The sequence below is a fragment of the Streptomyces pactum genome (assembly GCF_016031615.1).
Taxonomy (GTDB): Bacteria; Actinomycetota; Actinomycetes; order Streptomycetales; family Streptomycetaceae; genus Streptomyces; species Streptomyces pactus.
Window position 1 is genome coordinate 1,232,186 of the sequence record NZ_JACYXC010000001.1, and the last position, 26,998, is coordinate 1,259,183.

Genomic DNA, 26,998 nt, shown 5'->3' on the forward strand with positions numbered 1-26,998 from the left:
GCGGCCCGGAGGGCTCCCCGGCCCGGTTGCCGGCCCCAGCCGGGCGCCGGCGGTCGGAGGTACGACCCGGCCCGGCCACGCGGCGTACGGTCCCCCGGCCAGGCCTCCCCGCGGGACGTGCGGTTCCCCGGGCCGGGCGGCGCCGGGAAGGCACCCCGTCCCGGCAGCCGGCGGTGCTCGGTACCGGTCCGGAGATCCCGCGCCGCCCCTGCCCCACCCGGCCAGGCCACACGCGGCGTACGCATCCCCCAGCCGGGCCGTCCCACGGGGCCTACGGTTCCGGGCCCGGGCGGCGCCGGGGAGGCTCCCCGTCCGCCACGCGGCGTTCGGAGCCGCGACCGGGCCGCCCGCGGTACGTGCCGCCACGAAGAGGCGCCCCGGGCCCGGCAGGACACCCTTTGGCCCCCGTACCAGGGCCCGGGGCCCAGAGGGGGCTCGATGAGTCCCGAAGCCGGGCGCGGCGAACCGCCCTGGCGAACCGCCCTGGCGAACCACCCCGGCGAACCGCCCGGCAGTCGGCGATCCGCCCGGCGTGCGGGGAACCCGGCCGGCCCGTGGCGGCCCGGATACAAGGCCCTGGTCCGGCACGCCACGGCCCAGGCGGGGCCCCGGCCCGGCACACGGCCGCCCCGGGCGCGGGACCCCGGCGGCCCCGCTCCTTACTGGGGCGCGCCGCGCCAGCCCGCGACCGGCAGGGCGAACTTCGCCACCAGCCGGTCGGTGAAGTTGGCGTGGTGCAGCCTGGCCAGCCGCACCGGCACCGCGCCGCGCCGCACCTCCACCCGTGCCCCGGCGGGCAGTTCGACGGTGCGCCGGCCGTCGCACCACAGCACCCCGTGCGGGGTCTGCGGCTGCACCTCCACCGCGAGCACCGAGTCCGGGGCGGTGACCAGCGGCTTGGCGAACAGCGCGTGCGCGCTGATGGGCACCATCAGCAGCGCCTCCACCTCGGGCCAGACCACCGGGCCCCCGGCCGAGAAGGCGTACGCGGTGGAACCGGTGGGGGTGGCGCAGACGACGCCGTCGCCGCCGAACCGGGAGACCGGACGGCCGTCCACCTCGGTGACGACCTCCAGCAGCCGCTCCCGGGCCGCCTTCTCCACGGACGCCTCGTTGAGCGCCCAGTCGGTGTGCACCACCTGGCCGTCGTTGCGGACCAGCACGTCGAGGGTCATCCGCTCCTCGACCTCGTAGGAGCGGGCGACGACCCGTTCCACCACCTGGTCCAGGTCGTCCCGCTCGGCCTCGGCGAGGAAGCCCACCCGGCCGAGGTTGACGCCGAGCATCGGCACCCCGGAGGAACGGGCGAACTCCGCGCCGCGCAGCAGGGTGCCGTCACCCCCCAGCACCACCAGCAGTTCGCAGCTCTCCAGCACCCCGGCCGCGTCGGCGTCCACCCGTTCGACGGCGGCCGGCAGCGGCAGGTCTGCGGCCTCCTCGGCCAGCACCCGGACCCCGATGCCGCTGCGCAGCAGGCCCTGCACCACCAGCTCGGCGCTGCGGATGGCCGCCGGGCGTCCGGTGTGGGCGAGCAGGAAGACGTGCCGTCCGGCCGCCGCCGGTGAACTCTCCGGTGCCGCTGATGAAGCTGCTTGAGTCGTGGTCAACGAGGCCCCTCCGCCACTGCGCGATCGACATCGGCCGGGTCAAGTGCCGGCGCCCCGGCGCGCATCCACAGAAAGTACTCGACGTTGCCGGACGGGCCGGGCAGCGGGCTGGCGGTGACGCCCAGCACACCCAGGCCCAGCCGCGCCGCCTGCTCCGCGACGGTGACCACCGCCTCGGCGCGCAGGGTGCTGCTGCGGACCACCCCGCCGCTGCCCAGCCGCTCCTTGCCGACCTCGAACTGCGGCTTGACCATCAGGACCAGGTCGGCGTCGGGCGCGGCACAGCCGACCAGGGCGGGGAGCACCAGGCCGAGGGGGATGAAGGACAGGTCGCCCACGACCAGGTCCACCGGCCGGCCGTCGAGGTGCTCCAGAGTCAGCTCGCGGACGTTGGTGCGGTCCCGGACGGTGACCCGCTCGTCGTTCCGCAGCGACCAGGCCAGCTGCCCGTAGCCGACGTCCACCGCGACCACCTCGGCGGCGCCGGCGCGCAGCAGCACATCGGTGAAGCCGCCGGTGGAGGCGCCCGCGTCGAGGGCCCGCCGGCCCGCCACCCGCAGCCCGCGGGGGGTGAAGGCGGCCAGTGCCCCGGCGAGCTTGTGGCCGCCGCGCGAGACGTAGTCCGGGTCTCCGTCGTCCTCGGCGACGACCAGGGCGGCGCTGGTCTCCACCTGGGTGGCGGACTTGGTCGCGACCGTCCCCGCGACGGTCACCCGGCCGGCCGCGATCAGCTGGGCGGCGTGCTCGCGGGAGCGGGCCAGCTTGCGGCGGACCAGCTCGGCGTCGAGTCGTCGGCGTTGGCTACGGGGGGCGGCCACGTGCGGTTCAGCTCCTGGTGTCGTGCGGGGTGGTGGGGCCGGGCGGCCCGGGGTGCCGGTCGAGTGCGGTCAGCGTCTCGCGCAGGCCCCGGTGCACATCCTCGTACACCTCCAGGTGGTCGCTCGCGGCGAGGTGATCGGCGTCGGCGAGCCGGTCGAGTTCCGCGTCCACCCGCGGGTGGCCGGTGGGGGTGCGGTCCACGCCGAGCGGGGGCCGGGGCGGCGGGGTCGTCCGCCGGGTCCGGGTCCCCGGGGTCCGCCCCCCGGGTCCGCCGGGCCCGGGCCCGAGCCTGCCGCAGCGCCCGCGGCGTCCCGCGCGGGGAAGTCCTGCGCAGCGCCCGCGGCGGCCCGCGCAACGGATTCCGCCGCACCTCCCGCGGCGTCCTCCGTGACCACCACCGGCCGAGCGGCGGCCTCCCCGGCGGGGGCCCCGTCGGCGGCCGGGCGGGCGGCGGCCCCGGTGGGCGCCACCGCCGGGGCCACGGCACCGGCGGGACCGGCAGGACCCGCGGGGCGGATGGGACCGGTGGGCCCCGTGGAATCAGCGGGGCCCGTGGCGGGCACGACGGCAGGACCGGCAGCAGGGCCGGCGGCCTCGGTGGGCGCCGCGCCGCCGTCCGGGAACGGTGCCGCCGGCCCGGCCAGGGGCGGGCGGCCGGCGGCGGGCCGGGGGGTGCGGTCCGGGCCCGGGCCGGGGCGGGGGCGGTCCCTGGGGCGTCGGCTCGTTCATGGCTCCGACGCTACCGCGTGACGGCCCTCCACCGGGGCCGGGACCCCGGCCGGTGCCCCTGCGGTACGGTCGGTGACCATGGCGACCATCGAGGAGTGCCGGACCGCGCTCGACCGGCTGGCGGAGAACCTCGCGCGCGCTGACGGCGATCTGCGCAGCGCCGCCTCGGCCGACCGCTCGCTGAGCTGCCGGATCACCGATCTGGACACCACCTTCACCGGCCGGCTGCGCGGCGGGCGGCTGGTGGACGTGGTGCCGGCGCCCGGTCCCCCGGCGGAACGGGCGCACATCCGGCTGGCGATGACCGGCGACGACCTGGTGGCCCTGGTCGCCGGGGAGCTGAACTTCGCGCGGGCCTGGGCGAGCGGCCGGGTCAGGCTGGAAGCGGGCGTGCGGGACCTGCTGCGGCTGCGGAAGCTGCTGTAGCGCCGGTCTGCCGCGGGGCGCGGCGGCGGGCCGCGGGGACCACCAGCGGGGTGCCGGTCTCCGGGTCGTCGATGACCTGGCAGCGCAGGTTGAACACCTTCTCCACGAGTTCGGCGGTGACCACCTCGGCCGGGGTGCCCTCGGCGACGACCTCACCGCCGCGCATCGCGATGAGGTGGGTGGCGTACCGGGCGGCGTGGTTGAGGTCGTGCAGCACCGCGACGAGGGTGCGGCCCTGCTCCTCGTGCAGCTGGGCACAGAGGTCCAGGACGTCGATCTGGTGCTGGATGTCCAGGTAGGTGGTCGGTTCGTCGAGCAGCAGCAGCGGCGTCTGCTGGGCGATGGCCATGGCGATCCACACCCGCTGGCGCTGGCCGCCGGAGAGCTCGTCGACGTACCGGTCGGCGAGTTCCGCGACGCCGGTGGCGGCCATCGACTCGGCGACGACCCGCTCGTCGGTGTCCGACCACTGCCGCAGCAGCCCCTGGTGCGGGTAGCGGCCCCGGGCCACCAGGTCGGCGACGGTGATGCCGTCCGGCGCGGTGGAGGACTGCGGCAGCAGGCCGAGCGTACGGGCCACCTGCTTGGCGGGGAGGGAGCCGATGACCTGGCCGTCCAGGAGCACCGAACCGGCGGCGGGCTTGAGCATCCGGGACAGCGCCCGCAGCAGGGTGGACTTGCCGCAGGCGTTGGGGCCGACGATCACCGTGAAGGAGTTGTCGGGGATGGTCACCGACAGGTCGCGGGCGACGGTCCGGCCGTCGTAGGCGAGGGTCACACCCCGGGCGGCGAGGCGCTGCCCGGGGGCGGGGGCGGTGGTACCGGAGGTGGTGTCGGGCATGTCGGTCGGTCCTTGTCGTCGGGCACGGGGATCGCGGCGGGCGGGGGCGGAGGTGCGGGCCGGCGGGGGGCGGAAGCTGCGGGCCGGCGGTTCACGGCCCGCCGCGGTTCCCCCGGTTCTGGTTCGGTGTCCGGCTCGACGTCGGTTCCGGTCCCGGTCCCGTCGGTTCCGGTCCCGCCCGTCCCGGTCCCGTTCGCGTCCGGCTCATATCCGGCCGGCCCGGCGCTCGGTGGCCAGCAGCCACAGCAGGTAGACGCCGCCGAGTACGCCGGTGAGCACGCCGACCGGCAGCTGGTCGGCGCCGAACGCCCGCTGCGCGGCCCAGTCGGCGGTGATCAGCAGCACCGCGCCCATCAGCGCCGACGGCAGCAGGTTGGGGCCCGGGGCACGGGTCAGCCGGCGGGCGATCTGCGGTGCCACCAGGGAGATGAAGGCCAGCGGTCCGGCCGCGGCGGCGGCCGACGCGGTGAGCAGCACGGCGGTGAGCATCAGGACGAACCGGGTGCGCTCGACGGGGACGCCCAGGGCGTGGGCGCTGTCGTCGCCCATCTCCATCATGCGCAGCGGGCGGCCGTACCAGAAGGCCACCGGCATCAGCACCGCGCAGGAGACGAGCAGCGGCCACACCTGGTCCCAGTCGCGTCCGTTGAGCGACCCGGTCACCCAGGTCAGGGCGCGCGCCGCGTCCAGCATCTTCGCCTTGGTCAGCAGGTAGCCGTTGACCGCGAAGAGCATGGAGGAGGCACCGATGCCGACGAGCACCAGGCGGTAGCCGTGGATGCCGCGGCGCCAGGCGAGGACGTAGACCGCGAGCCCGGTGAACAGGCCGCCGACGACCGCCCCCACGGAGACGGCGGTGGTGCCGCCGTCGAGGAGCACGATGACGGTGAGCGCGCCGGCCGCCGACCCCTGTCCGAAGCCGATCACGTCCGGGCTGCCCAGCGGGTTGCGGGTCAGGCTCTGGAAGACGGCCCCGGCCAGGCCGAGCGCCGCGCCGACCAGCAGTCCCACCAGCACCCGGGGCAACCGCAGCTCGTTGACGATGAAGTCCTGGGCCACCGTGCCGCCGCCGAACAGGGTGCGGACCACGTCCAGCGGCGGGATGTCGTAGTCGCCGGTTCCGATCAGCACCACGCTCATGGCGAACGCGGCGCCCGCGAGCACCGCCCCCACCAGCACTCCGCGCGGATCGACGCGGACCGACAGACCGCCGGCGCGCAGCGTGGTGCCGCGCCTCCCGGACCTGGTGGGGCGCCCGGTCGCGGCCTTGGTGCTCGGGTTCACAGCTGGGCCATCCTTCGGCGGCGTACGAGGAAGATGAAGACGGGGCCGCCGATGAGCGTGGTGACGACACCGACCTGGAGTTCGGAGGGCCGGACGGCGATCCGGCCGATGATGTCGGAGCCCAGCAGCAGCACCGGGGAGAGGGTGGCGGCGTACGGCATGATCCAGCGCATGTCGGGGCCGGTGAGCGCGCGCACGATGTGCGGGACCATCAGGCCGACGAAGGCGATCGGCCCGCACGCGGCGGTCGCCGCCCCGCACAGCAGGGTGGTCGCCACCATGGCGAGCACCCGGGTGGTGGCGAGCCGGGCCCCCAGCGCGCGGGCGGTGTCGTCGCCGAGCGCGATGGCGTTCAGCGGCCGGGCCAGCACCAGGGTGAGGGCCAGTCCCAGGAGCAGGAACGGTGCCACCTGCTCGACCACCGTCATGTTGGCGGAGGCGAGCGAACCCACCGTCCAGAAGCGCATCTTGTCCAGCGCGGCGGTGTCCAGCATCTGCACCGCGTAGACGTAGCCGTAGAGGGCCGAGTACGTCGCGGTACCGGCGAGGGCGAGCCGCACCGGGGTGGCGCCCCGGCTGCCGCCGATGACGTAGACGATGACGGAGGCGAGCGCCGCGCCGAGCAGCGCGAACCACACGTACCCGGTCAGCGAGGTGACGCCGAGGAAGCTGATGGCCGAGACGACGGCGGCGGACGCGCCCGCGTTGACGCCGAGCAGGCCGGGGTCGGCCAGCGGGTTGCGGGTGAGCGCCTGCATCACCGCGCCGGCCAGGCCCAGGCCGATGCCGACCAGCAGGCCGAGCAGGGTGCGCGGCACCCGTACGTCCCGGATCACCACATCGGTCTTGTCCCCGGAGTAGTGGAAGAGCCCGTCCCACACCTGGTCCAGGGGGATCGGCTTGGAGCCGACCGCGATGCTGGCGGCGGCGACCACGGCGAGCAGCACCACCGAGGCGATCAGCCCGGCGGCGCGGCGCCCGGTGCGTGAGGCGGCGGAGGGTGGCACGGGCGCCGCCTCCGCCCCGGTGCGTACGGGACTGGCCAAGGACACGCGGAACTCCACCTCACAGGCAGCACGGAACGACCGGGCACGAACACGGGCTCGACCAGCCCGGACTTAGGTTAGGTTAGCCTAAGCCTTGATCGTCCTCGCTGGAAGGCCCGGCGAACACCGCGGGCCCCGGGAGGTCGGAAGCCGGAGGCGGCGGGAGCCGGGGCGACCGGTGGCTCGGACCGCCGGGGGCCGGGGACGGCGGAAGTCCGGGGCGACAGGGCCCGAGACGGCGGGAGCCGGGACCCCGGGAACGCCGGGAGCCCGAGACGACAGAAGCCGGCACGCCGGAAGCCCGAGAACGTCGGGGCCCGAGATGGCGGAAGCCCGGGATGACGGGTGGTCCGGGACGGCGGGAGCCGGGGCGACCGGTGGCCCGGACCGCCGGGGACCGGGGACTGCGGGAGCCGTGGACGACGGAAACCCCGGGACCGGGAGCAGGGGACGACGAAAGCCGGAACGACAGGGGACCCGGGCCGCCGGGGACGGGCCGCCAGGGTTTCCGGGGGAGCCGGGTGGGCCGGTCGGCGGGATGTCCCGGCAGCCGACCACCGACCGGGCGGCTCCCGCCGGAAAGCCGGTTGCCCGGCCGGAACACCCCTGCCAGGGTTCGCCCATGCCCACCTTCACCTCGTACGACGGAACCCGGCTCGCCTACCGGGTGTCCGGCGACGGCCCGCCGCTGGTCTGCCTCCCCGGCGGGCCGATGCAGGCCTCCGCCTACCTCGGCGACCTCGGCGGTCTGTCCGCGCACCGGCGGCTGATCCTGCTCGACCTGCGCGGCACCGGCCGGTCGGCGGCCCCGGCGGACCCCGCCTCCTGGCGCTGTGACCGGCTGGTGGCGGACGTGGAGGCGCTGCGCGAGCACCTGGGCCTGGAGCGGATGGACGTGCTCGCCCACTCCGCCGGCGCCAACCTGGCGGCGCTCCATCTGGGCCGCCACCCCGACCGCGTGGGCCGGCTGGTACTCGTCACGCCGAGCGTCTTCGCCGCAGGCGTCGCCGTCTCCGGGGAGGCCCGGCTGGATGCCGCGCGGCTCCGGGCCGGCGAGCCGTGGTTCGCGGAGGCGTTCGCGGCGCTGGAGGACATCGTCGCGGGCCGGGGCACGGCCGGCTCCTGGCAGGCCATCGCCCCCTTCGCATACGGCCGCTGGGACGCGGCGGCCCGCGCCCACCGGGCCGCGGAGGACATCCAGCGCAACGGTGAGGCCGCGGCGGTCTTCGGGTCCGAGGGCGCGTTCGACCCGGACGCCACCCGGGCCGCGCTGTCCCGATTCCGGGCTCCCGTGCTGGTACTGGCCGGTGAGGCCGACGTGAGTGCTCCGCCGCCCGCGATGGCCGAGCTGGCCGGTCTCTTCCCGGACGCCCGGCTCGTCGTCCAGCCCGGCGCCGGCCACTTCCCCTGGCTCGACGACGCCGGGGCGTTCGTCGCGGCCACCACCCGGTTCCTGGCCGGATCGCCCGCCGGAACAGCGGTCTGACCCTCCGCCGGACACCGGAGGCCCCGGACCCACCGGACCGGGACCCCGAGGAGCCGCGGGCCTCGTGCCCCGGCTCTCCGGCGGGCCGCGCCGGGACGGGCCGGCGGACCCGCGCCGGTTCCGGTACCCGTCCCGCAACCGGGAGCCGTACCGGCACCGGGAGCCGGCCACACCGCACCACGTCCCGTCCCGCATCACCGCCCGCCCCGTCCCGCGGCGGGCCCGTCCGCGCTCCGGCCACTGCGGTGAACCCACACCCGCCGGACCGGTGAACCCATGCTCCGCCGCACCGGTGAGCCTGCCACTCCGGCGGGCGCGCACCCGTAACGCGCGCCCCCGCCGGTCCGGGCCGGCATCCGGCCGCCCGGTCGGCATCGCACGGCCACGGCAGGCGCCCGCCCTCCGCCGGCCGGGCACAGCGGTACCCCGGCGCAGGCGCCCGCGGCGGCCATCACCACCCCCGAACGGTCACCCACCGCGGACCCCGCCAGCCCGCATCGCCGCCCCGCCCCCGGGCACCACCACCCCGGACACCGCCCGGGCGCTCGGCCTCTCCGTGGTCGCCCTGGGCACGACACCACCCCGGGCACATCCGCGACAGGCGTCGGCGGCAGAGGCCGTCAGGCCCTCCGCGGGTCACCACCCCAGGCGCGCCAGTGCCTCCCCGACCTCGCCGTCGTACGTCCCGTCCCGGGCCGCCGTCCAGGCCGCGGCGCACAGCGCCCGCAGCCCGTCCACCGGGTCCGGGCCGTCGCCGGCCAGCCGCAGCCCGTCGCCGTCGGCCCGGGCCGTCCAGCCGCCGCAGCCGAACCCGGCCTCGCCGTCACCGGCCGTCCCGGTCACCTCGGGCTGCTCGGTGAGCAGACCGCGCAGGTCGGCGGCGATGTAGTCGGGCCGGTGCCGGGGCCCGGCGGCGAGCAGCCGGGCGGGCGTGGTCACCCCGGTCAGCACCAGCAGCGAGTCCACGCCGCCCGCCCAGGCGCCCTCGATGTCGGTGTCCAGCCGGTCCCCCACCACCAGTGGCGTCTTGGCCCCGGTCCGCAGGATGGTCTCCCGGTGCATCGGCGGCAGCGGCTTGCCGGCGACGCGCGGGCTGCCGCCGGAGGCGATCCGCACCACCTCCACCGCCGCGCCGTTGCCGGGGGCGATGCCCCGGGGGCCGGGGATGGTCAGGTCGGTGTTGGAGGCGTACCAGGGCACCCCCCGCGCCACCGCGTACGCGGCTTCCGCCAGTCGCCCCCAGGGCAGGTCGGGGCCGCCGTACCCCTGGACCACCGCGGCCGGGTCGTCCTCGACCGACTCCACCGGCTCCAGGCCGCGCTCCCGGAGCGCGACCCGCAGTCCCTCGCCCCCGACGACCAGCACCCGCGCCCCGGCGGGTACCTCGTCGGCGACGAGCCGGGCGACCGCCTGGGCCGAGGTGATCACATCGCCGGGCGTGGCCGGCACCCCCAGCTCGGTCAGGTGCGCCGCCACCGCGTCCGGTGTGCGCAGCGCGTTGTTGGTCACGTAGGCCAGGTGCATGCCCCGGTCACGGGCCGCGGTCAGGGACTCCACGGCGTGCCCGATCGCCTCGCCCCCGGCGTACACCACCCCGTCCAGGTCCAGCAGCGCGGTGTCGTAGGCCAGGTTCAGCGGTCGGGCGCTGCCGTCGGGCCTGGTCCGGACCGTGTGCTCCATGGGGCCGCTCCTCACGGGATTCGTCTCGGGGTCGTCCCCCCGATCATCGCGCACCGCCCGCAACGGCATAACATGCCCCGATGAGCATCCCTGGGCCCGTCGGACACGGTCTTCAGCTCGCCCCGTTCCGTGCGCTGCGCTACGTCCCTGAGCGGGTCGGCAGCCTCGCCGCGGTCACCTCGCCGCCGTACGACGTGGTGGTCCGCCCGGACGGGCTCCGCGCGCTGGAGACGGCCGACCCGCACAACATCGTCCGGCTCATCCTGCCCCGGGCCGACACCCCCGCGGACCGGCACCGCCAGGCGGCCGACACGCTGCGGCGCTGGCAGGAGGAGGGGGTGCTCGCCCCCGATCCGGAACCCGCCCTGTACGTCTACGAGCAGCGCGGCGAGGGCACCCTCCAGCGCGGCGTCATCGGGGCCCTGCGGCTCAGCCCCCCGGAGGAGGGCGTGGTCCTGCCGCACGAGGAGGTCATGCCGCACGTGGTCGAGGACCGCGCCGCGTTGATGCGCGCGACCGGCGCCAACCTCGAACCGCTGCTGCTGGCCTACCGCGGCAACGGTGGCGGCGCCCCGGACGCCGCCGCGGCCCTCGCGGACGGTCCCGGTGCCGTTCCGGCCGGCTCCGGCGCGGGACACGGGCCGGGCACCGCCCGGGTGGTCGAGCGGGCCGTCACCCGTCCCCCGCTGCTGGCCACCACCACCGAGGACGGCTACCGCCACACCCTGTGGCGGATCAGCGACGCCGCCGAATTGAACGAGATCGCCGCGGACCTGGCGTCCCGTCAGGCGCTCATCGCCGACGGCCACCACCGCTGGGCCACCTACCTGCGGCTGCAGGCCGAGCAGCGGGAGCCCGGCCCCTGGGACCACGGGCTGGTGCTGCTGGTGGACACCGCCCGCTACCCGCTGCGGGTGCGGGCCATCCACCGGCTGCTGCACCGGCTGGCCCCTGAGGCGGCGCTCGCCGCGCTGGGCGACGCGTTCCGGGTGCGTACCGTCGAGGGGCCGCTGGACCGGGCGCTGGCGGCGCTGGACGCGGCGGACGCCGGTGAACCGTCGGCGCCGTCCGCCGGCGGGGACGGCCATCACCCCCGGAACGCGTTCCTGCTCGCCGGGGACGGGCGCTTCCACCTGCTCGACCGGCCGGATCCCGCACTGCTGGCCCGTACCGTCCCGGCCGACCGGCCGCAGGCCTGGCGGGAACTGGACGCCACCGTGCTCCACGCGCTGCTGCTGGACCATCTCTGGCAGGTGCCGGACTCCCCCGCCCACATCGGCTACATCCACGACGCGGCCGCCGCCGTGGAGCAGGCGGAGCGGCACGGCGGCACGGCGGTACTGCTGCGCCCGGTCCGCGAGGAGGTCGTCCACCAGCTGGCCCGGCAGGGCGTGGCCATGCCTCACAAGTCCACGTCCTTCGGCCCCAAGCCGGCCACCGGCCTGGTGCTGCGCGCCCTCGACCTGGGCTGACCGGAGCCCCCCGCCGGCGACCGGGCCGCGCGGCGGGCCCCGGACGCACCGGTGGGCGGGACCCGCTCGGGGCCCCGCCCACCGCTCACCGGTCCGGCCGCCGGCCGTCCGGCCTCAGCTCCGGTCGTCCTCGGGGGCCGCGCCCGGCGCGTCCGAGGTGTCCGCCGGCCGGTCGCCCGGCTCGTCGGCACCGGCGTCCGTCACCGCATCCGCGCCCGCTCCGGTCCCGGCCTCCACCGCGTCACCGGCGCCCTGCTCACCGGCCCCGACCGCGGCGGAGCCGTCGCCCTCGTCGACCGGCGCGGGGCCGGCGGCATCCGCCCGGTCCCCGGCGGCCGCGTCCGGCCCGTCGCCCGCCGCCGCGTCCTCGGCAGCGGGGCCCGACTCGTCCTCGGGGGCGAGGGCGTCCACGAACTCCACGCCGTCCAGCTCCGCGAGCCGGTCGGAGGCGTCCGTGGTGCCGCCCTGGTCGGCCTCCAGGGCCTTGGCGAACCACTCCCGGGCCTCGTTCTCCCGGCCCACCGCGAGCAGCGCGTCGGCATAGGCGTACCGCAGCCGGGCGGTCCACGGCTGGACCGAGTGCGAGGCCAGCTCCGGGCCCTGGAGGGTGACGACGGCCGCGTCCGCCTGTCCCATGTCCCGCCGGGCGCCGGCGGCCACGAGCCGCATCTCGACCTGCCCGGCCCGGTCCAGCTTCTGCACCTCCGGCTCGCCGGCCATGGCCAGCGCCCGCTCCGGGCGGCCCATGCCGCGCTCGCAGTCGGCCATCACCGGCCACAGCTCCACCGAGCCCGTCATCCGCCGGGCGGCCCGGAACTCGGCCAGCGCCTCCGCGTACTTCCCGGTCGCGTACGAGGCGAAGCCCGCGGCCTCCCGGACGGCGGCGACGCGGGAGGCGAGCCGCAGGGCGACCCGGGAGTACCCGTACGCCTGCTCGGGGTCCTCGTCCAGCAGGCGGGCGACCATGACGAGGTTGCGGGCGACGTCCTCGGCGAGCGTCTTAGGCAGGCTCATCAGCTCCTGCCGGACGTCCTTGTCGATTTCCTGCCCGGTCACCTCGTCCGGGATCGGCAGCCGCTTCACCGGCTCGCGGTCACCGCGGTCCCGTCCGCCGCCCTCGCCCTCACCGCGACGGCCGTAGCCGCCGCCGGGACGGCCGTCGCGCCGCCCGTAGCCGCCGCCCTGGCGGTCACGGTCGTCACGGCCCCGGCCCGGGCCGTACGGCCGCGAACCCCGGTCCCGGTCGTCACGGCCACGGAAGCCGCCGCTCCGGTCGTCCCGGCGCGGGCCGCGCGGCCGGTCGTCACGCCGCTCGTCACGACGGAACGGCGCCCGGTGCTCCCGGCGCTCGTCCCGGCGGTCGTCACGACGGTCGTCACGACGGAAGTCCGGCCGGTCATCGCGACGCTCATCGCGCCGGTCGTCACGGCGGAAGTCGGACCGGTCCTCGCGCCGGTCGTCACGACGCTCACGGTCGTCGCGGCGGAAGGAGGGACGGCCGTCGCCCCGCTCGTCGCGCCACTCGTCACGGCGGAACGCGGGGCGGCCCCGGTCGTCACGACGCTGGTCGGACCGCTCGCTCTGCCGGTCGTCGCGACGGAAGGGCGGCCGGTCCCGGTCGTCACGCCGGAAAGAAGGACGGTCGTCACGACGGAACGCCGGACGCTCGTCACGTCGGTCGTCGCGACGGAAGCCGCCGTCCCGGTCGTCCTGGCGGAAGGAACCGCGGTCGTCACGACGGAAGTCCGACCGGTCGTCGCGCCGGTGGGAACCCCGTTCGTCCCGGCGGTCGTCGCGGCGGAAAGCGGGCCGGTCGTCACGGCGCTCGTAGCCGCGGCCGCCCCGGTCCCGGCCGCCGTCACGGTCGTCGCGGCGGCCGAAGCCGCCCGGCCGGCCACCACGGTCGTCCTCGCGCCGAGGCCCGCGCGGGCGCTCGTCCCGCCGGTCGTCACGGCGGCTCCCGTCACGGTCGTCCCGCCGGAAGGCGGGCCGGTCGTCGCGGCGGAAACCGCTGTCCCGGTCGTCACGGCGGAACGCGGGGCGGCCACCCCGGTCGTCCCTGCGCTCGTCCTGCCGGTCGTCACGGCGGAAAGCCGGCCGGTCCCGGTCGTCACGACGGAAGCCCGGGCGGTCGTCGCGGCGGAAGCCCGGGCGGTCGTCCCGCCGGTCGTCGCGGCGGAAGCCGGGCCGGTCGTCACGACGCTCGGGGCCGCGGCCACCGAAGCGTCCACCACGGTCGTCGTCACGACGCGGACCTCGGTCTCGGTCGTCGCGTCGCGGCGCCGAGCCGCGCCCATCACGCCGGTCACCGGCGTCGCGTCGCCTGGGCTCGCGCTCCGGCCTGTCGTCAGGGGAGTTGGTGGACATCGACGTGACTCCTGTCATGAGGTACCGCAGTCATTCTCGCGCACCGGTCTCACCCGCGCGCTGTGGCAAAAAACAAAAGGACCCTTGGTCCCAGCGTGAACGCTGGGACCAAGGGTCCTTGAAAGATTGTTCGGCGGCGTCCTACTCTCCCACAGGGTCCCCCCTGCAGTACCATCGGCGCTGAAAGGCTTAGCTTCCGGGTTCGGAATGTAACCGGGCGTTTCCCTGACGCGATGACCACCGAAACCCTGTTGAGCCAACCCGCGGAGCGGGATATTGGCAAGGGTCAGCGAACAAGCACACTTTTCAATTGATGTGGTGTGCCGGTGCGACTGTTCGCAACCCGGGAACCACACAGTGGACGCGAGCAACTGAGGACAAGCCCTCGGCCTATTAGTACCAGTCAACTCCACCGGTTACCCGGCTTCCATATCTGGCCTATCAACCCAGTCGTCTACTGGGAGCCTTACCCCATCAAGTGGGTGGGAGCCCTCATCTCGAAGCAGGCTTCCCGCTTAGATGCTTTCAGCGGTTATCCCTCCCGAACGTAGCCAACCAGCCATGCCCTTGGCAGAACAACTGGCACACCAGAGGTTCGTCCGTCCCGGTCCTCTCGTACTAGGGACAGCCCTTCTCAAGACTCCTACGCGCACAGCGGATAGGGACCGAACTGTCTCACGACGTTCTAAACCCAGCTCGCGTACCGCTTTAATGGGCGAACAGCCCAACCCTTGGGACCGACTCCAGCCCCAGGATGCGACGAGCCGACATCGAGGTGCCAAACCATCCCGTCGATATGGACTCTTGGGGAAGATCAGCCTGTTATCCCCGGGGTACCTTTTATCCGTTGAGCGACGGCGCTTCCACAAGCCACCGCCGGATCACTAGTCCCGACTTTCGTCCCTGCTCGACCCGTCGGTCTCACAGTCAAGCTCCCTTGTGCACTTACACTCAACACCTGATTGCCAACCAGGCTGAGGGAACCTTTGGGCGCCTCCGTTACCCTTTAGGAGGCAACCGCCCCAGTTAAACTACCCACCAGACACTGTCCCTGATCCGGATCACGGACCCAGGTTAGACATCCAGCACGACCAGAGTGGTATTTCAACGACGACTCCACACACACTGGCGTGCATGCTTCACAGTCTCCCACCTATCCTACACAAGCCGAACCGAACACCAATATCAAGCTATAGTAAAGGTCCCGGGGTCTTTCCGTCCTGCTGCGCGAAACGAGCATCTTTACTCGTAATGCAATTTCACCGGGCCTATGGTTGAGACAGTCGAGAAGTCGTTACGCCATTCGTGCAGGTCGGAACTTACCCGACAAGGAATTTCGCTACCTTAGGATGGTTATAGTTACCACCGCCGTTTACTGGCGCTTAAGTTCTCAGCTTCGCCCCACCGAAATGGAGCTAACCGGTCCCCTTAACGTTCCAGCACCGGGCAGGCGTCAGTCCGTATACATCGCCTTACGGCTTCGCACGGACCTGTGTTTTTAGTAAACAGTCGCTTCTCGCTGGTCTCTGCGGCCACCCCCAGCTCACCGAGTAAATCGGATCACCAGAAATGGCCCCCCTTCTCCCGAAGTTACGGGGGCATTTTGCCGAGTTCCTTAACCATAGTTCACCCGAACGCCTCGGTATTCTCTACCTGACCACCTGAGTCGGTTTAGGGTACGGGCCGCCATGAAACTCGCTAGAGGCTTTTCTCGACAGCATAGGATCATCCACTTCACCACAATCGGCTCGGCATCAGGTCTCACCCTCATATGAGAGACGGATTTGCCTATCTCTCGGGCTACACCCTTACCCCGGGACAACCACCGCCCGGGCTGGACTACCTTCCTGCGTCACCCCATCACTCACCTACTACAAGTCTGGGTCATCGGCTCCACCACTCCGAGATCACCCGAAGGATCACCCGGCGGCTTCACGGACTTAGCATCGCTCGCCTCGATGTTTGGCGCTTCAAAGCGGGTACCGGAATATCAACCGGTTGTCCATCGACTACGCCTGTCGGCCTCGCCTTAGGTCCCGACTTACCCTGGGCAGATCAGCTTGACCCAGGAACCCTTAGTCAATCGGCGCACACGTTTCTCACGTGTGAATCGCTACTCATGCCTGCATTCTCACTCGTGAACCGTCCACAACTACCTTCCGGTGCTGCTTCACCCGGCACACGACGCTCCCCTACCCATCACAGTCCCCGTTGGGGGTATGTACTGCAATGACACGACTTCGGCGGTACGCTTGAGCCCCGCTACATTGTCGGCGCGGAATCACTTGACCAGTGAGCTATTACGCACTCTTTCAAGGGTGGCTGCTTCTAAGCCAACCTCCTGGTTGTCTCTGCGACTCCACATCCTTTCCCACTTAGCGTACGCTTAGGGGCCTTAGTCGATGCTCTGGGCTGTTTCCCTCTCGACCATGGAGCTTATCCCCCACAGTCTCACTGCCGCGCTCTCACTTACCGGCATTCGGAGTTTGGCTAAGGTCAGTAACCCGGTAGGGCCCATCGCCTATCCAGTGCTCTACCTCCGGCAAGAAACACACGACGCTGCACCTAAATGCATTTCGGGGAGAACCAGCTATCACGGAGTTTGATTGGCCTTTCACCCCTAACCACAGGTCATCCCCCAGGTTTTCAACCCTGGTGGGTTCGGTCCTCCACGAAGTCTTACCTCCGCTTCAACCTGCCCATGGCTAGATCACTCCGCTTCGGGTCTTGAGCGTGCTACTCAACCGCCCTATTCGGACTCGCTTTCGCTACGGCTTCCCCACACGGGTTAACCTCGCAACACACCGCAAACTCGCAGGCTCATTCTTCAAAAGGCACGCAGTCACGACACACCGAGCAAGCTCGATGTGCGACGCTCCCACGGCTTGTAGGCACACGGTTTCAGGTACTATTTCACTCCGCTCCCGCGGTACTTTTCACCATTCCCTCACGGTACTATCCGCTATCGGTCACCAGGGAATATTTAGGCTTAGCGGGTGGTCCCGCCAGATTCACACGGGATTTCTCGGGCCCCGTGCTACTTGGGAGATGAGCAAGCAAGCCACCACGATTTCAGCTACGGGGGTCTTACCCTCTACGCCGGGCCTTTCGCATGCCCTTCGCCTATCGCAATGGTTTCTGACTCGCCCAGCCGCCGGCAGACGACTGAAGCTCATTCCCACAACCCCCTGAGCGCAACCCCTGCCGGGTATCACACACTCAAGGTTTAGCCTCATCCAGTTTCGCTCGCCACTACTCCCGGAATCACGGTTGTTTTCTCTTCCTGCGGGTACTGAGATGTTTCACTTCCCCGCGTTCCCTCCACACTGCCTATGTGTTCAGCAGCGGGTGACAGCCCATGACGACTGCCGGGTTTCCCCATTCGGACACCCCCGGATCACAGCTCGGTTGACAGCTCCCCGGGGCCTATCGCGGCCTCCCACGTCCTTCATCGGTTCCTGGTGCCAAGGCATCCACCGTGCGCCCTTAAAAACTTGGCCACAGATGCTCGCGTCCACTGTGCAGTTCTCAAGCAACGACCAGCCACCCATCACCCCCACACCACGTGCGGAGTTCACCGGGGCCGGCGTACCGAAGACACCAGCCTCACGGCCGTGCCCTCAGACACCCAACAGCGTGCCCGGCCCACTCCCTCACCCGTCCTGCGTTCCACGCCGAAGCAGTACTAGCAGAAACAAGATCCAGAGTGCGCCGAATAGTCAACGTTCCACCCATGAGCTAACCGTGCGAGACATTCGCTCGCAGTCGGCCATGTGCTCCTTAGAAAGGAGGTGATCCAGCCGCACCTTCCGGTACGGCTACCTTGTTACGACTTCGTCCCAATCGCCAGTCCCACCTTCGACGACTCCCTCCCACAAGGGGTTGGGCCACCGGCTTCGGGTGTTACCGACTTTCGTGACGTGACGGGCGGTGTGTACAAGGCCCGGGAACGTATTCACCGCAGCAATGCTGATCTGCGATTACTAGCGACTCCGACTTCATGGGGTCGAGTTGCAGACCCCAATCCGAACTGAGACCGGCTTTTTGAGATTCGCTCCACCTCACGGTATCGCAGCTCTTTGTACCGGCCATTGTAGCACGTGTGCAGCCCAAGACATAAGGGGCATGATGACTTGACGTCGTCCCCACCTTCCTCCGAGTTGACCCCGGCAGTCTCCTGTGAGTCCCCATCACCCCGAAAGGCATGCTGGCAACACAGAACAAGGGTTGCGCTCGTTGCGGGACTTAACCCAACATCTCACGACACGAGCTGACGACAGCCATGCACCACCTGTACACCGACCACAAGGGGGGCACCATCTCTGGCGCTTTCCGATGTATGTCAAGCCTTGGTAAGGTTCTTCGCGTTGCGTCGAATTAAGCCACATGCTCCGCCGCTTGTGCGGGCCCCCGTCAATTCCTTTGAGTTTTAGCCTTGCGGCCGTACTCCCCAGGCGGGGAACTTAATGCGTTAGCTGCGGCACGGACAACGTGGAATGTCGCCCACACCTAGTTCCCAACGTTTACGGCGTGGACTACCAGGGTATCTAATCCTGTTCGCTCCCCACGCTTTCGCTCCTCAGCGTCAGTATCGGCCCAGAGATCCGCCTTCGCCACCGGTGTTCCTCCTGATATCTGCGCATTTCACCGCTACACCAGGAATTCCGATCTCCCCTACCGAACTCTAGCCTGCCCGTATCGAATGCAGACCCGGGGTTAAGCCCCGGGCTTTCACATCCGACGTGACAAGCCGCCTACGAGCTCTTTACGCCCAATAATTCCGGACAACGCTCGCGCCCTACGTATTACCGCGGCTGCTGGCACGTAGTTAGCCGGCGCTTCTTCTGCAGGTACCGTCACTTTCGCTTCTTCCCTGCTGAAAGAGGTTTACAACCCGAAGGCCGTCATCCCTCACGCGGCGTCGCTGCATCAGGCTTTCGCCCATTGTGCAATATTCCCCACTGCTGCCTCCCGTAGGAGTCTGGGCCGTGTCTCAGTCCCAGTGTGGCCGGTCGCCCTCTCAGGCCGGCTACCCGTCGTCGCCTTGGTAGGCCATTACCCCACCAACAAGCTGATAGGCCGCGGGCTCATCCTGCACCGCCGGAGCTTTCCACGCGCAGACCATGCGGTCACGCGTCATATCCGGTATTAGACCCCGTTTCCAGGGCTTGTCCCAGAGTGCAGGGCAGATTGCCCACGTGTTACTCACCCGTTCGCCACTAATCCCCCACCGAAGCGGGTTCATCGTTCGACTTGCATGTGTTAAGCACGCCGCCAGCGTTCGTCCTGAGCCAGGATCAAACTCTCCGTGAATGCTTCCCCGTACTCGGGGCATCACTCGCGTTGAGCGGAACCGTCAGGAGGAATAGTCCCGACGGTTCACAGCGTCCTCGCTGTGTGTGTTTCTTCAAAGGAACCTCGACTCCCGGCCATTCACCGGCCCGGAGACGGGGTATCAACATATCTGGCGTTGACTTTTGGCACGCTGTTGAGTTCTCAAGGAACGGACGCTTCCTTCGTACTCACCCTCTCGGGCTTTCCTCCGGGCGCTTCCCTTCGGTGTTTCCAACCTTACCAGATCCGTTTTCCGTTCCGTTCCCGGTTCGGATTTCTTTTCCGGTCCCCGTTGGAGGGGGTTTGTTTCGCGCCTTCCGGCGTGATCACTACTTTAGCGGATTTCCCCGCCGGCTCCTAATCGAGCCTTTCGGTCCGAATTCCGGCACGCCGGAATGCAGACCCCCGGAGGGGAAGTCATCAGTAGTGGGGTGTGCCGCCCGAGGTGGTGCGGGAGGAGAACGAGGTCCCTTCCGGTCACACGGCCCGGTCAAGCGGCTCGGGCTACATTAGGCATCCCGCCCGGCCGAGTCAAGTTCGGTCCGGCCGGCCGCCCGGCCCCGCCGGCGGGGGGTGTGCGCCCGGTAGGGGCTGACCGAGCGGTCGCCGTCGATCCAGAACCGCCACGGCTGGGTGGCGCCCGCGCCGCCCACGCCGGTCCGCGGCCCCTGGCGTATCCGCGACGGCGGCACGGGCGTGCCGGTGAGTATCCCCAGCGGCGCCTCGGGGCCGTCGCAGGCGTCGGCGCCGTTCAGGCTCCGGTCGACGTCGAGCGCCGTGGCCAGCCGGGCCGGCCCCTTCGCCAGCTCGTGGTCGTTGCGCGCGGTCGGCCGGTGCCTGCGCGCCAGCTCCACGCCCCGGATGACCTCCCCGGCCCGCAGCAGCACCCCGCTCGCGGTGCCCTCCGGACCGCAGACCAGGTTGAGGCAGTGCCACATGCCGTAGGTGAAGTAGACGTAGGCGTGGCCCGGGGGGCCGAACATCACCGCATTGCGCGGAGTACGTCCGCGGTACGCGTGGGAGCCGGGATCGGCCGGGCCCGCGTACGCCTCCACCTCGGTCAGCCGCACCTCCACCGGGCCCTCGGGGGTCCGGCGCACCAGGGTACGGCCGAGCAGGTCGGGGGCGACGTCCAGCACCGGTCGGTGGAAGAAGGCGCGGTCCAGCGGCAGGCGGTCAGGTCGCTCGGTCACGGGATTCGAGCGTAGTGCAACGCCCGGTACCCGGGCCGCGACGGACCTGCCGCGGTCGTGCCGCCGTGGCCCGGGCACCGGTCCGGCGCCGGGGCGGCGGACCCGGGCCGACCCGTCGGGGAGCAAGGACCCCCGGATGGTTGGTGCGTCGGGGAGCAAGGGCCCCCGGATGGTTGGTGCGGAGGCCGGGTGGCTGGGAGGGTAGGGGCCGAACCGCGCCGCCCGGCCCCGCAGGTCACCCGGGCACGGTGCGCGGTCTGCGGTACGGCCCTGTCACGGACCCCGGTGCGCGGCGCGGCCGGCCGGCCACTGATCACGTATCGGAGAGGAAGAACATGGGCTTCAAGAAGCTGCTCGCGAGTCTGGGTGCCGGTGGCGCGTCGGTGGAGACGGTGCTCACCGAGGAGAACGTCGTCCCCGGTGGTGTGGTCCAGGGCGAGGTCCGCGTTCAGGGCGGCTCGGTCGCGCAGCAGATCGAAGGGGTCTCGGTCGGATTGCAGGCCCGCGTGGAGGTGGAGGGCCAGGACCAGGAGGTCAAGCAGGACATCGAATTCACCCGGCTCGAAGTCGCCGGTGCCTTCGAGGTCCAGGCCGGGGCGGTGCACACCGTGCCGTTCTCCCTGGAGATCCCCTGGGAGACGCCCGTCACCACCTTCCTCGGCCGTCACCTGACCGGTATGCACGTCGGGGTCACCACCGACCTGCGGATCGCCCGCGCGGTGGACTCCGGTGACCTCGACCCGGTCAACGTCCACCCGCTGCCGGCTCAGCAGGCGATCCTCGACGCCTTCGGCACCCTGGGCTTCCGTTTCAAGAGCGCCGATCTGGAGCGCGGTCACATCCGCGGCACCCGGCAGCGGCTGCCGTTCTACCAGGAGATCGAGTTCTACGCCCCGGAGCAGTACCGGGGGCTCAACCAGGTGGAGCTGACGTTCGTCGCGGACGACCGTGAGATGGACGTGGTGCTGGAGATGGACAAGAAGCCGGGGCTCTTCACCGAGGGCAGCGACTCCTACCGGGCGTTCACCGTCGCCTTCTCCTCCTACCAGGGCACCGACTGGGCCGCGTACCTCAACCAGTGGCTCGCCGAGGTGGGCGGCAAGCGCAACTGGTTCTGAGCCCGTGGTGCGCCCCGCCGGCCGGGTCCGGCGGGGCGCACGGGTCCGCGGGCGGTCGGCGCCGGCCGCCCGGACCGCCCGTGGTGCGGGGGCGCGCCGGGATCCCGGCGCGCCCCCGCCGCGTCCAGCGCCGTACCTCCCGGGCGCCGGGCGCCGGGCTCAGCCCGGAGGTGGTGCGGGGAGCGGGTCGAGGACCACGGTGAGCGGGGTGCCGCGGGACGCCCAGTAGGTCTCCGTGTCGGTCAGGATGCCGGCGGCGGTGGCCGCGTCGTGCGGCGCCGCCCGGCGGAACGCCGACCAGCCGTGGACCCGCAGCAGGTACTCCTGGGGCCGCGGGCCCCACCACGACAGATCGGTGAGGACGTCGGCGAGGGCGTCCCAGTTGCGCCCGAACCACGCGGGCAGTGCCAGGTCCCGGGCGCACCGATCGAGGAACCCGGCCTTGTCGGTCACGCCGTCCAGGTGGAGTTCGGCGGTGTACCGGACCGGACGGGAGTGCGGTGGAGTCATGTGCCGCATCGTCCCGGACCGGGCGGCGGCGGCTGGTTAGGCTGGCCGCGCACGCGTCCGGTACGAGCAGCAGGAGGTTCACGACGTGTCCGAGCAGAACCGGCGTCCGCTCCCCCACGACTTCCATCCCCCGGTGCCGTCGTTCACGGTGCTGAGCGACGATGTGGAGGACGGCGGCACGCTGAAGGACGCCCAGGTCCACGCGGCGGGGAACACCTCGCCGCAGCTGCGGTGGGAGGGCTTCCCGGAGGAGACCAAGAGCTTCGCTGTCACCTGCTTCGACCCGGACGCGCCGACCGGCAGCGGCTTCTGGCACTGGGTGGTCTTCGACATCCCGGCGTCGGTGACGGAGCTGCCGGCCGGGGCGGGCAGCGGCTCGTTCGAGGGCCTGCCGGCCGGTGCCGTGCAGGTGCGCAACGACTACGGCACCCGGGACTTCGGCGGGGCCGCGCCGCCGCCCGGTGACGGCCCGCACCGCTATGTCTTCACCGTCTACGCGGTGGACACCGAGAAGCTCGGCCCGGACGCGGAGGCGACGCCGGCCGTCGTCGGGTTCAACCTGCGCTTCCACACCCTGGCCCGTGCCCATCTGATCGGCGAGTACGAGGCACCCGCCGGCGACTGACGCGCGCCGGGCACCGGCCCCCGGCGGGCCGGCCCCGCACCCCTTCCGGCCCGGGCGGGACTCCCGTCCGGGCCGGACGCGTGTCACGGTGTGCGCCGGCCCCCGGCCCTGGCCGCCGGGCCGAACGCGCCGTGCGACGGCGGAAATTGCGTTGTCGCGGCCGGGGCCCCGGGAGAAAGTGGGTCCCGGCCCCGCCGTGGTGGCGCGGGCCCGGAAGCGGGCGCGGGAGGTGGTTGTCGGATGCGCGAGACCCTGGTGCTCAACGCGAGCTTCGAACCGCTGGCGACGGTGACGTCGCGGCGTGCGGTGGTCCTGGTGCTCCAGGACAAGGCCGTCGTCGAACAGGCCCACCCCCGGCTGCGGGTGCGCGCCTCGGCCGTGGAACTACCGCTGCCCCGGGTGATCAGGCTCTGCCGGTACGTACGGGTGCCGTTCCGAAGACAGGCACCGTGGTCGCGGCGCGGGGTGCTGGTGCGGGACCGGCACCGGTGCGCGTACTGCGGGCGGCGGGCCACCACCGTGGACCACCTGGTCCCGCGGTCCCGCGGCGGCGGGGACACCTGGCTGAACACCGTGGCGGCCTGTGCCGCGGACAACCACCGCAAGGCGGACCGTACTCCGGAGCAGGCCGGGATGACGCTGCTGAGCAAGCCGTTCGAACCGACCCCGGCGGACGCGCTGCTGCTGGCGCTGGGGGCCGGCCGGCAGGACGAGCTGCCGCTCGGGGAACCGCTGCTGCCGTGAGGCGCGGCCGCCGGGCACGGCGCGGCGGACGGGCCGGCGCGGCGGCGCGGCTGAGCGCGGCCGGAGACGGCGCCGGGACGGTCACGGCGGGCGGGGAGGACGGGTACGGCATGCGCAACGGGCTGCCGCCCGGCGCGGAGTGCGCCGGGCGGCAGCCCGTCGGTGGTGTGGGGGCGCGGCGGATGTTCAGTCGATCCTGGGCTGCTCGCGGCGCGGCGCGGCCTCCTTGGCGGCGCCGCCGGAGCCACCGCCCATCGGGCCGAAGTTGCCGATGGCCCCGCCGAGCCCCTTGAGCGCGTCGCCGATCTCGCTGGGCACGATCCAGAGCTTGTTGGCGTCGCCCTCGGCGATCTTCGGGAGCATCTGCAGGTACTGGTAGGAGAGGAGCTTCTGGTCCGGGTCGCCGGCGTGGATGGACTCGAAGACGGTGCGGATCGCCTGCGCCTCGCCCTCGGCGCGCAGCGCGGCGGCCTTGGCCTCACCCTCGGCGCGCAGGATCGCGGACTGCTTCTCGCCCTCGGCGCGCAGGATCTCGGACTGCCGGACACCCTCGGCCTGCAGGATCGCGGCGCGCTTGTCGCGGTCGGCGCGCATCTGCTTCTCCATCGAGTCCTGGATGGAGGTGGGGGGTTCGATGGCCTTGAGCTCCACGCGGTTGACGCGGATGCCCCACTTGCCGGTGGCCTCGTCGAGGACGCCGCGCAGGGCGGCGTTGATCTCCTCGCGGGAGGTCAGGGTGCGCTCCAGGTCCATGCCGCCGATGATGTTCCGCAGCGTGGTGACGGTGAGCTGCTCGATCGCCTGGATGAAGCTGGCCACCTCGTAGGTGGCGGCGCGGGCGTCGGTCACCTGGTAGTAGATGACGGTGTCGATGTTGACGACCAGGTTGTCCTGGGTGATCACCGGCTGCGGGGGGAACGGGACGACCTGTTCCCGCAGGTCCACCCGGTTGCGGATGGTGTCGATGAACGGGACGACGATGTTGAGACCGGCGTTGAGGGTGCGGGTGTAGCGCCCGAACCGCTCGACGATGGCCGCGCTCGCCTGCGGAATCACCTGGATCGTCTTGATGAGCGCGACGCAGACGAGAATCACCAGGATGATCAGGACGATGATGATCGGATTCACACTGGCTCCCCGTGCCCTTCGTGCTTCTGGATTGTCAAGCCTGGCGGTCTCATCGGACGATGATGTTGAAGTCTTTCAGATAACCGGTGCGCGGCGCAGCTTGACGGCCTCACATGACCACGGCGGTGGCGCCCTCGATGTCCACCACATCGACCTGCTGCCCCGGTTCGTAGATCTGGTCGCCGTCGAGTGAGCGCGCGGACCACACCTCGCCGGCCAGCTTGATCCGGCCGCCGCTGCCGTCCACCCGTTCCAGGACAACCGCCTGACGGCCCTTCAGGGCGTCGATGCCGCTGAGGTGCCGGGGCCGGTCCCGGCGGGCCCGGTTGGCGATCGGGCGTACCACGGCGATCAGCGCGACCGAGACGGCCGCGAAGACCAGTACCTGGAGCACCGGTCCGGCCCCGAGGGCGGCGGTCACGGCGCCGGCCACGGCGCCGACCGCGACCATGCCGAACTCCGGCATCGCGGTCAGTACGAGGGGGATGCCCAGCCCCACGGCGGCGATCAGCCACCACACCCATCCGTCCACACGGTCATGGTAGTTGGCCGGGGTGTGCGGGGACAGGGCGCGGCCGGAGCGGCACCGCGCCCCACCGGGCGGGCCGGTGGGGCGCGGTGCGGGCGGGCGGCGGTACCGCCGGGCCGGTGGGGTGGCCGGGTCAGCGCAGGGGCAGGCCCTGGGCGGTCCAGCGGTCGCCGTTGCGCTCCACGATCAGCGGCAGGCCGAAGCAGTGGGAGAGGTTGCGGGCGGTGAGTTCGGTGTCGATCGGGCCGGCGGCGAGCACCTTGCCCTGGCGGATCATCAGGACGTGGGTGAAGCCGGGCGGGATCTCCTCGACGTGGTGGGTCACCATGAGCATGGAGGGGGCGAGGGGGTCGCGGGCGAGCCGGCCCAGGCGCCGCACCAGGTCCTCGCGGCCTCCGAGGTCGAGCCCGGCTGCGGGCTCGTCGAGGAGCAGCAGCTCGGGGTCGGTCATCATGGCGCGGGCGATCAGGGTGCGCTTGCGCTCGCCCTCGGAGAGGGTGCCGAACTTGCGGTCGAGGTAGTCGTTCATGCCGAGGCGGTCGAGGAAGGCCCGGGCGCGGTCCTCGTCCACGGCCTCGTAGCTCTCCCGCCAGTGGGCGGTCATGCCGTAGGCCGCGGTCAGCACGGTCTCCAGGACCGTCTGGCTGCGTGGCAGCTTGTCCGCCATGGCGATACCGGCCATGCCGATGCGCGGGCGCAGGTCGAAGACGTCCACCCCGCCGAGCCGGTCGCCGAGGATGGTGACGCTGCCGGTGGTCGGGAAGAGATAGCTGGAGGCGACGTTGAGGAGGGTCGTCTTGCCGGCGCCGTTGGGGCCGAGGATCACCCAGCGCTCCCCCTCGGCGACCGACCAGGAGACCTTGTCCACCAGAGCCCGGCCGTCGCGGACCACGGATACGTCCACCAGCTCCAGAACCTCGCTCATGAGCGCGTTGTCTCCCATTGCAGTCTCGAATGTCGGGTACGCCGGTAAGCGCAGCCCCCGAGGGAAAACCTACGCCACTGCCCGCGGGTGCCGGTCCTTAGGCTGGGGGCATGCTCGACGAACCTCGATCAGGACGTCTCACGGCATGGGGGAATGCCCTGCTTGCCGGACTTGTCTCACCGGACGACGCGGCCCACCACATCACCGGGGACGACGCCACGCACCGGGTGGCCGGTCTCCCGGCGGAGCCGGCGCCGGTGGGGCTGACGCTCGCGCTCGGCCGGCTGCGGGCGCTGGGCGCCACCGGGCTGGGGCTGGCGCTGCCGGTGCCCGGGCACCCGCTGGGGCTCAGCGGCCCGCCGGAGTTCAACGCGCGGGCGCTGGAGGCGGGCGAGGCGGTGGTCGTTCCGGGCGTGTCCCTGGGGCTGGTGCCGGAGGTCTTCGAGGCCGGCCCGCGAGGCGATGTGCGGGTGGACGTGGTGTGGCACTGCCTGCCGGTGCGGGACGCGCCGCCCGCGGACGTGCCCTCGCTCGGCGAGGCGGAACGGGAGCTGGCGGAGGCGCTGCGGGAGGCCACCGAGGTGCTGTCCCGGCTGGACGTCGCGGGGTCCGGCCCGGTCGCGCAGGCGGCGCTGGAGGCGTACCGGGCGCGCGCGGCGCGCGGCCGGGAGGTGCTCGCGCCCGGGTACCCGCCGCGGGCGGCCCGGGTGCTGGAGCTGGCGCAGCGGGTGGGGGCGCTGGTGGCCATCGCGCACGCCCCGGGCGGGGACGGACGGGAGCACGGCGCGGCGGTGAGCGCGGCGCAGATCGCGGCGCGGGCCGAGGCGCTGCGTCCGGTGGAGCGCACCGCGCGGCGGGCGCAGGTGGCCGCGTACAACGCGTACGTGGAGGAGCGGGAGCGGCGCCGCGACCGGCCCTGACCGGGACCGGCCGGTGGGAGGGCGCGTCCGGTCCCGACCGGGGAAGGGGCCGAAGGGGGTGGCGCCGCCGGGCTTCCGGCGGGCTTCCGGTCGTGAAGGGACCGGCGGAAGGGGTGGCGCCGCCGGAGTCGGGCCGCCGCGGAAGGCCGTGGCGACCCGGTGGAGGCGACGGGAGGCGTGGTGCCGCCGGGGCCCGGTCGAGGCCGCGGACGCCG

General features: G+C 72.2%; 21 protein-coding genes and 3 rRNA genes. 8 read left to right on the forward strand and 16 right to left on the reverse strand.

The annotated features are described in order from the left end of the window. Positions 1-659 precede the first annotated feature (659 nt). From IHE55_RS04915 to IHE55_RS04925, 3 genes are read right to left on the reverse strand one after another with little or no spacing between them, the layout of a single operon-like run. Positions 660-1,607 (reverse strand): NAD kinase, encoded by a 948-nt coding sequence (locus tag IHE55_RS04915; RefSeq protein WP_197987899.1) that lies wholly within the window; start codon positions 1,605-1,607, stop codon positions 660-662. Then, the gene (locus IHE55_RS04920) at positions 1,604-2,425 is read right to left on the reverse strand and encodes a TlyA family RNA methyltransferase (protein WP_197987900.1); all 822 of its coding nucleotides are present in this window, start codon (positions 2,423-2,425) and stop codon (positions 1,604-1,606) included. Before IHE55_RS04920 ends, IHE55_RS04915 begins: the two co-directional genes overlap by 4 nt. A gap of 7 nt (positions 2,426-2,432) precedes the next feature. Next, a complete protein-coding gene (locus IHE55_RS04925; protein WP_372442623.1) occupies positions 2,433-2,627 on the reverse strand; it encodes a hypothetical protein in 195 nt (64 codons plus the stop codon). A gap of 606 nt (positions 2,628-3,233) precedes the next feature. On the opposite strand from IHE55_RS04925, the gene IHE55_RS04930 reads away from it, so the two are divergent. Next, positions 3,234-3,581 carry a sterol-binding protein gene (locus IHE55_RS04930; protein ID WP_197987901.1) on the forward strand — a complete coding sequence of 116 codons (348 nt, stop codon included), beginning with the start codon at positions 3,234-3,236 and terminating at the stop codon, positions 3,579-3,581. On the opposite strand, the gene IHE55_RS04935 is transcribed toward IHE55_RS04930, so the two are convergent. The 3 genes from IHE55_RS04935 to IHE55_RS04945 all read right to left on the reverse strand — a co-directional run bounded on the left by IHE55_RS04935 (position 3,529) and on the right by IHE55_RS04945 (position 6,758). Next, positions 3,529-4,422, reverse strand: coding sequence for an ABC transporter ATP-binding protein (locus IHE55_RS04935; RefSeq protein WP_197987902.1), 894 nt, complete (start codon positions 4,420-4,422; stop codon positions 3,529-3,531). The genes IHE55_RS04930 and IHE55_RS04935 overlap by 53 nt on opposite strands. A 204-nt stretch (positions 4,423-4,626) precedes the next feature. After that, a complete protein-coding gene (locus tag IHE55_RS04940) occupies positions 4,627-5,706 on the reverse strand; it encodes a FecCD family ABC transporter permease (RefSeq protein ID WP_372442624.1) in 1,080 nt (359 codons plus the stop codon). Further along, positions 5,703-6,758, reverse strand: a complete 1,056-nt coding sequence (locus IHE55_RS04945; RefSeq protein ID WP_197987903.1) for a FecCD family ABC transporter permease — start codon at positions 6,756-6,758, stop codon at positions 5,703-5,705. The genes IHE55_RS04940 and IHE55_RS04945 overlap by 4 nt, the downstream gene beginning before the upstream one ends. Before the next feature lie 616 nt (positions 6,759-7,374). Between IHE55_RS04945 and IHE55_RS04950 the strand changes: the two genes are divergently transcribed. Further along, positions 7,375-8,238 carry an alpha/beta fold hydrolase gene (locus IHE55_RS04950; protein ID WP_197987904.1) on the forward strand — a complete coding sequence of 288 codons (864 nt, stop codon included), beginning with the start codon at positions 7,375-7,377 and terminating at the stop codon, positions 8,236-8,238. A 636-nt stretch (positions 8,239-8,874) separates the two neighbouring features. On the opposite strand, the gene IHE55_RS04955 is transcribed toward IHE55_RS04950, so the two are convergent. Continuing rightward, a complete protein-coding gene (locus tag IHE55_RS04955; protein ID WP_197987905.1) occupies positions 8,875-9,918 on the reverse strand; it encodes an HAD-IIA family hydrolase in 1,044 nt (347 codons plus the stop codon). Positions 9,919-9,998: 80 nt separating this feature from the next. On the opposite strand from IHE55_RS04955, the gene IHE55_RS04960 reads away from it, so the two are divergent. Beyond that, positions 9,999-11,390 carry a DUF1015 family protein gene (locus IHE55_RS04960; RefSeq protein ID WP_197987906.1) on the forward strand — a complete coding sequence of 464 codons (1,392 nt, stop codon included), beginning with the start codon at positions 9,999-10,001 and terminating at the stop codon, positions 11,388-11,390. A 114-nt stretch (positions 11,391-11,504) separates the two neighbouring features. Here IHE55_RS04960 and IHE55_RS04965 read toward each other — a convergent pair whose 3' ends face one another. Then, positions 11,505-12,404 (reverse strand): tetratricopeptide repeat protein, encoded by a 900-nt coding sequence (locus IHE55_RS04965; RefSeq protein WP_232265921.1) that lies wholly within the window; start codon positions 12,402-12,404, stop codon positions 11,505-11,507. Positions 12,405-12,725: 321 nt separating this feature from the next. On the opposite strand from IHE55_RS04965, the gene IHE55_RS32515 reads away from it, so the two are divergent. Further along, positions 12,726-13,856, forward strand: a complete 1,131-nt coding sequence (locus IHE55_RS32515) for a hypothetical protein (protein WP_197987907.1) — start codon at positions 12,726-12,728, stop codon at positions 13,854-13,856. Positions 13,857-13,885: 29 nt separating this feature from the next. On the opposite strand, the gene rrf is transcribed toward IHE55_RS32515, so the two are convergent. The 4 genes from rrf to IHE55_RS04990 form a co-directional block, all read right to left on the reverse strand. Then, positions 13,886-14,002: ribosomal RNA gene (gene rrf / locus IHE55_RS04975) — 5S ribosomal RNA — on the reverse strand. A gap of 128 nt (positions 14,003-14,130) precedes the next feature. Further along, a 23S ribosomal RNA gene (locus IHE55_RS04980) occupies positions 14,131-17,257 on the reverse strand. 284 nt (positions 17,258-17,541) lie between these two features. Continuing rightward, a 16S ribosomal RNA gene (locus IHE55_RS04985) occupies positions 17,542-19,070 on the reverse strand. The 16S, 23S and 5S rRNA genes sit together here, the layout of an rRNA operon. A gap of 530 nt (positions 19,071-19,600) precedes the next feature. Next, positions 19,601-20,284 carry a DNA-3-methyladenine glycosylase gene (locus IHE55_RS04990; protein ID WP_197987908.1) on the reverse strand — a complete coding sequence of 228 codons (684 nt, stop codon included), beginning with the start codon at positions 20,282-20,284 and terminating at the stop codon, positions 19,601-19,603. Positions 20,285-20,619: 335 nt separating this feature from the next. On the opposite strand from IHE55_RS04990, the gene IHE55_RS04995 reads away from it, so the two are divergent. Then, positions 20,620-21,402 carry a sporulation protein gene (locus IHE55_RS04995; protein ID WP_197987909.1) on the forward strand — a complete coding sequence of 261 codons (783 nt, stop codon included), beginning with the start codon at positions 20,620-20,622 and terminating at the stop codon, positions 21,400-21,402. A 159-nt stretch (positions 21,403-21,561) separates the two neighbouring features. Here the strand turns inward: IHE55_RS04995 and IHE55_RS05000 are convergent, their stop codons facing one another. Then, positions 21,562-21,912 carry a barstar family protein gene (locus tag IHE55_RS05000; RefSeq protein ID WP_232265454.1) on the reverse strand — a complete coding sequence of 117 codons (351 nt, stop codon included), beginning with the start codon at positions 21,910-21,912 and terminating at the stop codon, positions 21,562-21,564. Between the two features lie 85 nt (positions 21,913-21,997). Between IHE55_RS05000 and IHE55_RS05005 the strand changes: the two genes are divergently transcribed. Further along, positions 21,998-22,537 carry a YbhB/YbcL family Raf kinase inhibitor-like protein gene (locus IHE55_RS05005; RefSeq protein ID WP_197987911.1) on the forward strand — a complete coding sequence of 180 codons (540 nt, stop codon included), beginning with the start codon at positions 21,998-22,000 and terminating at the stop codon, positions 22,535-22,537. Positions 22,538-22,777: 240 nt separating this feature from the next. Beyond that, positions 22,778-23,281, forward strand: coding sequence for an HNH endonuclease (locus IHE55_RS05010; RefSeq protein WP_197987912.1), 504 nt, complete (start codon positions 22,778-22,780; stop codon positions 23,279-23,281). Between the two features lie 186 nt (positions 23,282-23,467). On the opposite strand, the gene IHE55_RS05015 is transcribed toward IHE55_RS05010, so the two are convergent. From IHE55_RS05015 to IHE55_RS05025, 3 genes are all read right to left on the reverse strand, one after another. Then, a complete protein-coding gene (locus IHE55_RS05015; RefSeq protein ID WP_197987913.1) occupies positions 23,468-24,409 on the reverse strand; it encodes an SPFH domain-containing protein in 942 nt (313 codons plus the stop codon). Positions 24,410-24,518: 109 nt separating this feature from the next. Further along, entirely contained in the window at positions 24,519-24,941 is a 423-nt protein-coding gene (locus tag IHE55_RS05020; RefSeq protein WP_307826521.1) for an NfeD family protein, read from the reverse strand. A 130-nt stretch (positions 24,942-25,071) separates the two neighbouring features. Further along, positions 25,072-25,863 carry an ABC transporter ATP-binding protein gene (locus IHE55_RS05025; protein WP_197987914.1) on the reverse strand — a complete coding sequence of 264 codons (792 nt, stop codon included), beginning with the start codon at positions 25,861-25,863 and terminating at the stop codon, positions 25,072-25,074. A gap of 110 nt (positions 25,864-25,973) precedes the next feature. Between IHE55_RS05025 and IHE55_RS05030 the strand changes: the two genes are divergently transcribed. Further along, positions 25,974-26,783 carry an Rv1486c family protein gene (locus tag IHE55_RS05030; RefSeq protein WP_197987915.1) on the forward strand — a complete coding sequence of 270 codons (810 nt, stop codon included), beginning with the start codon at positions 25,974-25,976 and terminating at the stop codon, positions 26,781-26,783. Positions 26,784-26,998: the final 215 nt, after the last annotated feature.